This window comes from Longimicrobiaceae bacterium (assembly GCA_035696245.1).
Lineage (GTDB): Bacteria > Gemmatimonadota > Gemmatimonadetes > Longimicrobiales > Longimicrobiaceae > DASRQW01.
On record DASRQW010000023.1, the window covers coordinates 1 to 10,156 of the forward strand.

8 protein-coding genes are annotated in these 10,156 nt (G+C 71.9%); 1 reads left to right on the top strand and 7 read right to left on the bottom strand.

Going from position 1 to position 10,156, the window contains the following annotated elements:
* Window positions 1-27: 27 nt before the first annotated feature.
* A complete protein-coding gene (locus tag VFE05_00860; GenBank protein HET6228593.1) occupies window positions 28-1,743 on the bottom strand; it encodes a DEAD/DEAH box helicase family protein in 1,716 nt (571 codons plus the stop codon).
* 159 nt (window positions 1,744-1,902) lie between these two features.
* Here VFE05_00860 and VFE05_00865 point away from each other — a divergent pair, with 159 nt between their 5' ends.
* A complete protein-coding gene (locus VFE05_00865; protein ID HET6228594.1) occupies window positions 1,903-3,087 on the top strand; it encodes a hypothetical protein in 1,185 nt (394 codons plus the stop codon).
* 259 nt (window positions 3,088-3,346) lie between these two features.
* Here the strand turns inward: VFE05_00865 and VFE05_00870 are convergent, their stop codons facing one another.
* From VFE05_00870 to VFE05_00895, 6 genes are all read right to left on the bottom strand, one after another.
* Window positions 3,347-5,365, bottom strand: coding sequence for a type IV secretory system conjugative DNA transfer family protein (locus tag VFE05_00870; GenBank protein ID HET6228595.1), 2,019 nt, complete (start codon window positions 5,363-5,365; stop codon window positions 3,347-3,349).
* A 2-nt stretch (window positions 5,366-5,367) separates the two neighbouring features.
* Window positions 5,368-6,843, bottom strand: coding sequence for a TrbI/VirB10 family protein (locus VFE05_00875; protein ID HET6228596.1), 1,476 nt, complete (start codon window positions 6,841-6,843; stop codon window positions 5,368-5,370).
* Window positions 6,840-7,748: a TrbG/VirB9 family P-type conjugative transfer protein gene (locus VFE05_00880; GenBank protein ID HET6228597.1), complete on the bottom strand. Its 909-nt coding sequence runs from the start codon at window positions 7,746-7,748 to the stop codon at window positions 6,840-6,842. Before VFE05_00880 ends, VFE05_00875 begins: the two co-directional genes overlap by 4 nt.
* Entirely contained in the window at window positions 7,745-8,626 is an 882-nt protein-coding gene (locus VFE05_00885; protein ID HET6228598.1) for a VirB8/TrbF family protein, read from the bottom strand. The genes VFE05_00880 and VFE05_00885 overlap by 4 nt, the downstream gene beginning before the upstream one ends.
* A gap of 5 nt (window positions 8,627-8,631) precedes the next feature.
* The gene (locus VFE05_00890) at window positions 8,632-9,747 is read right to left on the bottom strand and encodes a type IV secretion system protein (GenBank protein ID HET6228599.1); all 1,116 of its coding nucleotides are present in this window, start codon (window positions 9,745-9,747) and stop codon (window positions 8,632-8,634) included.
* Between the two features lie 90 nt (window positions 9,748-9,837).
* The coding region (locus VFE05_00895) for a hypothetical protein (GenBank protein HET6228600.1) at window positions 9,838-10,156 on the bottom strand (319 nt) is incomplete at its 5' end.

The window sequence follows — 10,156 nt, forward strand, 5'->3', positions numbered from 1 at the left end:
GGTCGAGGGCGTTCTGCGGATTGGTGCTCATGAGCTGCCCTCTCGTTCAACCTGATTGCCACCGCCTATCGACGGCTCACGTGCAACCCAGCCTTCGACAGTGCGGATGTGAGTACCCAGCCACGCCTCGTTGAGTCGGCCGACCGGCCGGCCGGCACGCTGCTTCAGGCGGGCGTACGCGTCGCGGTGAGAGGTGCCGGTGCGGCCGCAGAACTCGCGGACTCGACGCGTGAGCAGCGTGCGCAAGGCGCGCCGCTTCGCCTCCAGCGGGACATCGCTCCCGCACCCGGGCCCCGCGGCTTCGCGAAGCGCAAATGCGAAGGCCAGCGGATCCTCCAAGCTGAGGCCGCACTGCTCCGCCACTGCTTTCGCGCGGGCGATCTCCGCCGGCGCGACGACGTGCGAGCCGAACACGATCTCGGCTTCGGCGGCGGTGGAGCCGAGGGCGCGGAAGTCGGCTTCCCCGGCCGCAAGCGTGGCGGTTCGCTGATCAGGATCGCTCGCCGTCGGCCCCTCCCGCAGGTGGTGTGAGCGTTCCTCCGCTAGAGCGCGTGCATGCCGAAGGAGTGCGGGGTCGGCGGGGAGGTAAAGGTACGCGTGCTGCTCGCGAAGCCCGCTCACGATGCGCACGAGGCGGCCGACGACCTGGCGGAAGAACAGCTCGGTGCTGGCGTTCGTGGCCCACACTCCCACGCGCAGCCGCGGAATGTCCGTACCTTCGCTGACTTGGCGGACGGCGACGATCCACGGTTCACGCCCCGCTGCGAAGCGGGCGATCACGGCGGAGGCGCCGGGGTCGTCCGAGAGCGCCACGGCCGGCGCGACATCGGTCAGCGTCTCGATAAAGTCCGCGACCCTGCGCGCGTGCACCTGGTCCATGCAGACCACGAGCGCCCCAGCGTCAGGATGCCCGGCACTGCGAACCTCGAGGAGGCGCTGGTGAGCGCGCGACAATGCGTGCCGCATCCATCCCCCAGCAGGGTCAAGCGCGGTGCGCAGCCGCGCCGCAGAGTCTTCCCGCGAAATCACCTCCCCAAACCCAGCCCTCCGCATACGCCCGCCCTTGTACCACGCGGTATCCCCACCAAAGCTCACGAAGAAGATCGGACGGACAACCCCGTCTCCAAGGGCCTGCCCGTACGGATACCGGTAGTCCGCCACCGAGACACCGTCCTCGTCGTAGCGGATGAACGGGATGCGCGCCGCGTCGCTGCGGAACGCCGTGCCGGAGAGGGAGAGCCGATGCCGGGCTCCGCCGAAGGCATGCTGCAGCGCATCCGCCCAGCTCTTCCCTTCCCCAGCGTGATGGCACTCATCGAGAATGATCCAGCCCGTGCCCACCGCACGACGGTAGCGTTCGGGATCCGCGAGCACCTGCTGGTAAGTGAGCGCGGCCCCGCGAAAGCCGGAGTGCAGTTCGCCGCCGGTGATCTCCGTGCAGAGCTCGATTCCGTGGCGGCAGGCGGCGGCCTGCCACTGCTTTCGCAGGTGCGAGGTGGGGCAGACGACGCAAAGTGTGTCTCGCTCGGCCAGACGCGAGGAGTCCGCCTGCGCGACAAGATGGAGCGCGAAAGTTGTCTTACCTGCCCCTGGCGTGGCTTCCGCCAGGAAGTCCCGCGGCCGTTGCATGCTCACCCACGTGTGCACCGCCTCGCGCTGCCAGGTCCGGAGCACCGCGGGGGACGCGGTCCCTCGCGATGCCGCTGCGTCGCCCCACGAGCCGCTCATGTGTCGGTCGGTCATGCGCTGAGGGGCTGTGCCCCGGCCTTGGGGGATCTCCTGTTCTTCCTTCAGGTCGGCGGATAGTACCCCAGGGGCGGAGGCGGGGGACGGTCCCGGGCCGCGGCTTGGGGGTACCAGCAACCACCGAAATCCCAAGGATTCCCTCGCACGAGAACTACCGTGAGCGACGCGCCCCTTGAACAGCGGATCAACGCCCGAGCACAGCTTCAGCACCTTGCGGACAAGCTCTACGCCGATCCGACGGCGGCCCTCCGGGCGATCCGTCAGCACGCCCACGCGGAAGGCCCCGAAGCGGTGCGGCTGAAGCTCGAACAGGACTTCGCGGCGTTCGGGGAGCCCGGTGCTCTCGTTCAAGGTCCTGCGCGAGATCGCGCGCAGGGCGTGTTTCGAGAGGGTGGATTGGCGGCCCAGATGGAGAAGTGGCTCGCCCTGGACCACCCCCCTCGGCCACCGCTGGTTGCGGCCGACACACAGATCGAGTCAGGGTTGCACAGCCCGAACGCGGAGCAGAGTGGGAGACATTCGCCGGATGCGGAGCGAGTGCCCTCCCCGGGCGAGCGGTTGAACGCGGAGGAGCAGCTCGCCTACGATCAGCTGAAAGCGTATGCGGAGGCGCTGGAACGTGCCGACAGGCGCCAGGAGGCCGAAGCTCAGCTGCATGCGATCCACGACCACCGCGCGCATCTCGCAGCCGCCGAAAGCAGCCTGCCGACCGCGAAGGCGTCGTTGCGGGATGAAGTCGCGGGAACGTATCGCGACGGCGGAAAGGCAATGGAGCAGATCGAAGCTGCGATGAGGCAGGACGGCCCAGCGGAAACGGCGCGGCGGATCCGCTCCGGTGAACTGCTCGCGAGGGAGCAACGCCATGCCGTGGGGCGCACCCGAGCGTTCGGGCTCATCCCGCGACGTGACCGGCCGGCCGAAGGCGACGCGCGCGAACGGGTCGCGAAGCGCATCGAGACAATCGGCTTCTATGAGGGTGACCTGGGGAAGTGGAGCACGTTCACGCCCCAGGACGGGCCGGCCGTCCGCGGCGCCAAGAACGTTCGGGCTGCCCTGGACCGTGAGGAGGCCCGTGTCCTGGCTTACAGCGACATGGGCCCCGTACGCCGGGAGGTTGAAACGCGCCGAGCCCCGGCCCCGCATCCAACTCGCGAGGCGAGCCAGCTCGGGCACTCGGCGCAGCAGCACCTGGACAGCCTCTCGCGCGCGAGCCGCGAGCGAGTCACCCGCGCGGCGAGCTATGCGGGCGGCGATAAGATGACTGCGGCACTCGGGCACCTGCAGACCATTCAGGCGGCCGCTCGGACACTGCGGGAAGGCATGGAGGGTCCCGGCCACTGAACACCGAGCCGGGCGAGGGGGCCGGCATGACGGCCGACGTCACCCATTGAATTGCGGTACCCATGCCGAAGACCACGGACATCCCCGGTTGGCACCATCGCGCGGTTGTCAGGGCCGCCGGTGGAAACGCCAAGCAGCAGCGTCATCGTGGCCACCTGCGCGTTCTTGTTAGAGAGCGCATTCGAGGTCGCCCACTGCCGGAGAGATCCGTACGGTGACTTCGATGCCGCAGCGGCTGGCTCGCAAGCGAGTGGCTTCCCTAGTACATCGGGTTCGGCGCGTAGAGGCCCTGCACCTCTTCCATCTCCAGATAGTTGAGCTTCTCCGCATAGAGCGGCCGGTGACCCCGGACCTGCAGGAGCTGCTTCTCGGGCGGCATCCCGAGCACCTCGTCGGGGAGGAGCAGCTTGCGGCCCTTCTCTCCCAGGCTCTCCCCCACGTTGGTTCCCTTCCCAATCCACCCGGCGCTGTCCAGGCTCTTTCCGGAGTTCCCGCTGTCCGCGTAGACGGTCGCGTCTCCCGTAAGCTCCGAGAGCTCCTTCGCCGTCCGCAGGTCGTTCGTTCCGAAGAGCTGCTTGACGAACGCGTTGGCGAACATGGTCCCCCAGGCCTTGTCGTAGACGCTCTCCACCTGCTGCAGGTCCTGCACGATCATCCAGAACCGCACCCCGTAGCCCCCGACCAGGGACACGCCGCGCCGGACGGCGTCGATGCGCCCCAGGTTCGCGAACTCGTCGAGCATCATCACGATGGGCAGGTCCGGCGGCGCGGTCGTGCGGGTGATGATGTCGTTGATCGCGACGATCATGAGCCGCAGCCAGGGCGCGTGCGTCTCCAGGAACGATGGGGGAATCACCAGGTAGACCGTCTGGCGCACCCCCTCCGTCTTGATCAGGTGCAGATCGGCGTGGGCGAGCGGATTCGGGCGCGAAGCCCCGCCCCGGTCGCTGCGGATGAACTCGCCGAGCACGGCCGCCATCTGGGGGGAGTCCAGGAAGGCGAGCTGCGCCTGCGCGCTCGTCATGATGTTCTGGCGCGTGCGGTAGTCCGCCCCCAGCAGGATGTTGGCGACGCGCCGGACTTCCGGATGGTCGCAGCGGCCCATGTGGTTCAATACCGCCTGGAAGTCGTCGGCTCCGAGGCAGGTGAGGAACCGTAGGGTGAGCAGGTCGCGCCCGAAGGGCGTCTCCACCGGAAATGCGCTCTGGGGCGAGAGGCCGGCGTCGAACTGGTAGCAGATGTACAGCAGAATGCCCGTCGTGACCTGCCGGGCCATGCGGTCCCAGAAGGCGTTCTCTCCCTTGGACTCCAGGATCAGCGTCTCGGCTAGGGCACGGATCCGGTCGAGCGCGAGGCGAGCCTCGGGACCGGTGGTCGGGACCTGCCGGAGCGGGTTGTAGAAGGCGCGCATGTCGTGGGGATCGCGCCCCTCCAGCACCGTCACCTCGAAGGGGTCGAGCGCATAGATCCGGTGGCCCAACCGTGTGCGCCGGTGCTCCGCCGTCACGAAGAAGGCTTCGGCCTTGGGGTCGCTGAAGATCATCGATCCCCGGTATGCGAGCGCGTTGGGAAGCACCGTCCCGACGCCCTTGCCGGACCGCGTGCTCGCCATCGTGAGCAGGTGCCCCATCGACTCCCGCAGCACCAGCAGCGAGCCGTCCCGGTGGCGGCCGAGGATCAGCGTTCCTTCGAGCCCGAGGCCCGCGCGGAGCCGCCGCGTCTCCTCGGGCGTGGCACGGAACTCGTCGCCGGTCCCCCACGCGGCCGACCCGTGCGAAACGCTCGCCTGCTTCGTCCGCGGAGGCCGCACGCCGGCCAGCGTCCCGCCGCCGATCAGGCAGAAGAGCAGGGTGCCGAGGAGCCGGGCCCGGGCGATGAGCGGCCCGGCATCGGGCCGGGCGCGGAGCTGCGGCCACCACTCCAGGACGCGCGCCGGGTGATAGACCGGCCCATGCCACGCCAGCCCGAGCAGACAGGCCCCGATCAGCAGGACGGGAGCGCGCTGCCGTCGCGCGGGATCCGCGAGCATCCGCAGCGACAGCCCGGCCACCAGCAGGGCACAACACCCGAGCACGAGCCTCTGCCCGTCGGAGACGACGAGCACTGGTCGCCCGAGCCGGAGATCGTAGCCGAAATGGGCGGCGATCCACTGCGTCATCCCCAGCATCCCACCCAACACGGCGAGGACCCCGGCGAGCAGGTACACGTGGAGCGGGAGCGGCGCGCCGGCCGCGCGTTGCGTGACCAGCTCCGGCTGGCCGTCGGATCGGACGCGCATGTTCAGGCAGCGGCGGGCGCAGAAGGCGCGGGTGCCGCCGGAACGGTGTCCTTCGCCGCGGGCGCGGGGTGGTCCAGGTCCACGTCGCGGGGGACGAGCACGGTAATCGGATGCCCCGCCTCCAGGTGCAGGACCGGCGCCGCGTCGACGGCGCGCTCCAGCAGTCGGTCCGCGGCCGACCGGAGCGGCTGCGTGGCCGCGCCGACCGCGCGGTCGCGAGCGCTCGCAGCCGGGGGATAGCCGCCCGGAGCCACGGCCTGCGTCTGGCCGCCGCCGGGCGTCGCGTACGCGATCGCGGCTCCGAGCGCCGACAGCAGCGCAGCGCTCTCCAGCGTTTCCCGCGTCCGCCGGTCCACCCTCCCTGCCACCCCCGGCGCACCGCGGCGGTCCGCCGCCGGGAGGGCCGGGAGCATCCAGGTCCGGCCGTCCGCGAGCCGCACCTGCTCCCAGACGACGACGAGCCGCCGGCCTCCGACCGCGAGCCCGCTCCGGTACTGGCCGATCAGCAGCGAGCCCGCCGGAAGGACCACGCAGGCCAGCCGCGGGTCGTAGACGTCGCGGCCGACCCGCGCCAGCACCGGGCCCGGCACCTCACTGTTGATCTCGGACACCAGCGTCGCGGTGATCGCGTAGCCGGCGGACAGCACCCGCTCGCCCGTCCGGCACGGCCGACCCACGAAGGACGCGAAGCGGACCGCCGCAGGGCCCCCAACGCCGGCAGCCAGATCGGCGGGGGGAGGAGATGGGAGCTGCTGCGCCGCGCGCTCCGCCGCCTTCCGGTCCTCTTCGACCTGCTGCGCGCCGTAGGGATGGAGAGGCTGCGTGCGAGATCCACTCGCGGTGTCCACCTCCGCCGCGACGGCACCGCCGAAGCCCGCCGGCGAGCGGGCACCCGCCCCGGCATCCGTCATCGGATCGCGCTCCTCGCCGGCGGCGGCGCGAAGCCGCCGTGACGCGACCGCCCGGCGGAACGCCGCCCGCCGCAGCTCCGCGGGGCTCGCCACCGAATCCGGCGCCGGATCGAGCGGGGACGCAGCGGCGGGTTCGGCTGCGGCCGCCCTGGCGTCCCCCACGCGGCCGGCCGGGGCGGAGCCGAGGTCGCCCCGCGACGCCTCGGCATAGCTGCCGGGTCCCACGTCCCGACCGACAGGGACGAACCCCGCGGCACCGGAGGTGTCGCCCGCTGCGCGCGCTGGGGGCGCGGTGTCTCCGGCCAGCCTGCGCGCCTCCTGCGGGTCGGCCCAGGCGGCCCGCGGGCTCGCCGGCTGGTCCGCCACCACCGCGGGCGCGTCGGCCGTCGAGTCCGCGCTCGCCGCCATGGCAGCCTGCCGCTCGCGCATCCGCTGGCTCATCACCGCGAGCGCGACGAGGAAGACCCCGCCGACCACCGCGCCCGCAAGGGCGGCACGCCGCCGGTTGATCCCGAACCGCTCCGCGAACGCGGCCACCGCGGCCCCCCTCTCGGGCGTTTCGCTCATCTCTCCTCCGGCGACGGGCGGCGAACGATCAGGAGCCGGAGGGGCTGGCCGCCTTCGCCGGCGGGAATCAGTAGCACCATGCGCTGCATCACCCGGTCAGTGAGGATGCACCCGTCCCGCACCACGTACTGGACCAGCTCGTATTCCCCGTCCGCTGCCAGCTCGTACAGCACGGCCAGATCGGAATGGTAGGCATCCGGCGGGAGCCGCACGCAGGTCTGGCGGCCGTTGTCGAAGACCACCCGCGGCACCCACGGGAACCGCCGGTCGGGGGTCACGCGGTAGTCGAAGTGCAGTTCCGCCAGGCCGTCGAGCGTCATGCCGGCGCGCGGGTCCAGCGCCGCGTCCGCGGCAGGGAACGGGCCCGCGTCCCCGACCGGTCCGCCGGGGTCGTGATGCCGCACCAGCGTCTCGTCGGGATAGTAGAACTTGATCTCGCGGGTGTAGGGCAGCGTGGGATTCGTCCCCGCCCTCCCCCCGCACGGCGCGGAATCGAGGGTGAAGTGGTAGATCCGCCGGGAGGTGGTGACCACCAGGTTGGTCGTCAGGTCGCACGCATCCGGCAGGGCCGCCGGCTTCGCCACGACCAGAGGGGTCGAATCGGGACCCGCGGCGAAGTCGACCACCCACCGCTCCGGGTCGCCGACGACGTGGTCGACCACCCGCTCGCCCGGCTGCAGCTCGGCCGTGCAGACCCGGAGCGGCGCGCAGCGGAGCACGGGCTGGACGTGTCCGTACGGGATCATCGAGTAGGTCCCGGCCTCCAGCACACGCGCCTGGCCCGTGCGGGCGTAGGCGGCGGTCGCCGCGCGCGCGTTCGCCGAGTCCAGCGGCGAGCGCTGGGCGGCGAGGGGGCGGGCGGAGAGCAGCACGAGCGCCGCCAGCGCGGATGCGATTCGCGTCATCTCGTCTCCTTCGGGGGCATGGCCGCCGGGGCGCCCTGCGGAGCCCGCTGCGCATCGCGCAGGCGCTCGCTCGCCGCGGCGTCCATGAGGCCCCGCACGTCCTGGAGGTTCACGGCCGCGCCGTCGTTGAGCGGGGCCCAGCTCACGTCGGTCACGTAGAGCCCGAGCGGGTTGTCGATCAGCTGCTGCTCGTCGGCCGGGGGGACGACCGCGGTGCGCAGCGTGCCGTGCCACGGCCGCACCATCGCCTGCCCTCCCCGCACCGGGACCTCGTACTCGTCCCACTCCACCTCCCACGTGCTTTCGCTGCCGGCCACGCGCCGGACGGAGCGCACCTGCACCAGCCGGATCAGCTCGCGGGAAAGCAGGTGCGGGTTGTTCCTGGGGGCGGAGAAGTAGGCGTCGACGTACGTGCGGCCGGGCCCGCGCGTGTACGCGTAGCCGCGGTCGATCATCTGGTTCTGCGCGACGGGATCGGAGACCACCCCGCGCATCGCGTCGATGAAGCGGCGCACCTCGCCGCGGATCAGGCGCTCTTCGGGCACGGGCATGTCCTCCACGCGCCCGAACGCCCGCGGCTGCCCGAGCCGGTCCACCTCGACCAGGTAGGGCACGATCCTCGACTGCCGTGCCAGCGCCACGGCGCCCTGGACCGCGATCGCGCTCACCGCCGCGAGGATGAAGACCAGCGCCCGCAGGTAGCGGATCCGGTTCTCCATCTCCTCGACGTGCCGGTCGCGCGCCCAGCGGGCGGCGTGGTACGGCGAGACCGGCGTGATGGGCGCCGTGTGCTCGCCGCTGCCGGTCGGGGGAGATGCGGCCAGGAGCTCCGTCGCCGCGTCGGGTGCCGAGCAGTCCGCCAGGGTCTCGGAGAGCATCGTGGTCACCCCGCCTTGCCGGCGACCGCCGCCGGCAGGTTGAGACGGAGGTCGGCCAGGGCGCGGGCGTACTTGGAGGGATACGACCAGACGAGGTAGACGTAGAAGCAGACGGAGACGAGCACGAGCACCACCACCATGGGATCGAGGTAGACGACCTCGACCGAAAGCCGTACGGTCCGTCCGTCCAGGACGAACTGCGGCTGGAGGGTCCGGCGCGTGACGCTCGCCAGCAGGTTGCGGCTCCAGAAGTCGGCCAGCCGCATCCCGAGCGCCGCCAGCGGCAGCGTCAGGAAAAGGCGCAGCCCCAGCACCACCGCCTGCTTAAGGAAGGCTTCCGTCATCCCGGCTGTGACCCGGAACGAGGCGAAGCCGGCGAAGAACGGCCCGAACCCGATCAGCAGGATGGTCTCCAGCTCGACGAGCACCACCTGGAGGGCGACGAAGGCGAACCCCACCTCCAGCACGACGACCCCGATCCCCACCACCACGGTGGAGAAGACGACGTCCAGCAGGACCGTCGCGGCCAGGATCCGCAGGGCGTGGAGATGCGCCACCAGGACGCCCACGCCCAGGAACCCGCCGTCCACCGCGCCCTGCTCGATCAGGTTGCGCGAGATCTCCCACCAGGCCGTTACCAGCTCTCCCATGGCCTGCCCCGCGGCGCGCAGCAGGACGTCCGCGAGCGAGAAGCCCTGCAGGACGAGGTCGCCCGGCAGCGCCCCGGCGTCGCTCACGCCGGCGGCGTGGCCCGCGACGTCCCGGAAGACGGTGATCACCTGCTCGGGTCCCAGGAGCGGATTGGTGAAGAAGGCCCACACCAGGGCGATCACGCCGAGCTTCCGCACCGCCTCGGCGACGACCCGTTCCAGGCCGATCTGCCGCGTCTGCCAGTCCGCCCATGACAGGTACGCCTCCAGCGCGAGCAGCCCGAGCAGGAGCATCTGGGCGTACGGCAGGAAGAGGCTCGGCCAGCTCGCCGTCGCCTGCCGGAACTGGTCCACGATGCCCACGACGACGCGTTCGCTCCCCGCCGCCTGGGCGAGTGCGGCGGTGGGCCGGAGCATCGGGATCGCGGCGAGGGCGAAGCTCGCCAGGTAGCGGGAGACGGTGCGTATCATCGCCGGAGCAGGGGGAGAATAGCGAAGGGGAGGGCGGCCTGCCCTCCCCTCGTGGTACCCCGGGCCTCCCGGCCGGGAACGGTGCCGCGCCTACGATTTCTCGGCCGGCTCGGCCGCGGCGGGGCGGCCCGCGCCCCCGGAGCCGCCGCCCCGCGGGCCCGCGCCCGCGCCGCCGCCGGTCGGGGCCGGGAGCGCCGCGGCCGGGAAGAAGGGCCGCCCCTCCGCGTCCGGGTTCCACGGATCCACGGGGCCCGCGGCCCCGCCCTGGACCTCCCCCGGATCCCAGCTCCGCGGACCGGCGCCCGCGGCCGTGCCGCTCATGGAGCCCGGCAGCGCGGAGCCCCCGCCACTTCCGGCGGCGGGACCGGTGTAGGTCCACCCGGCCGCGCCCGCGGCGCCAGCGCGCAGG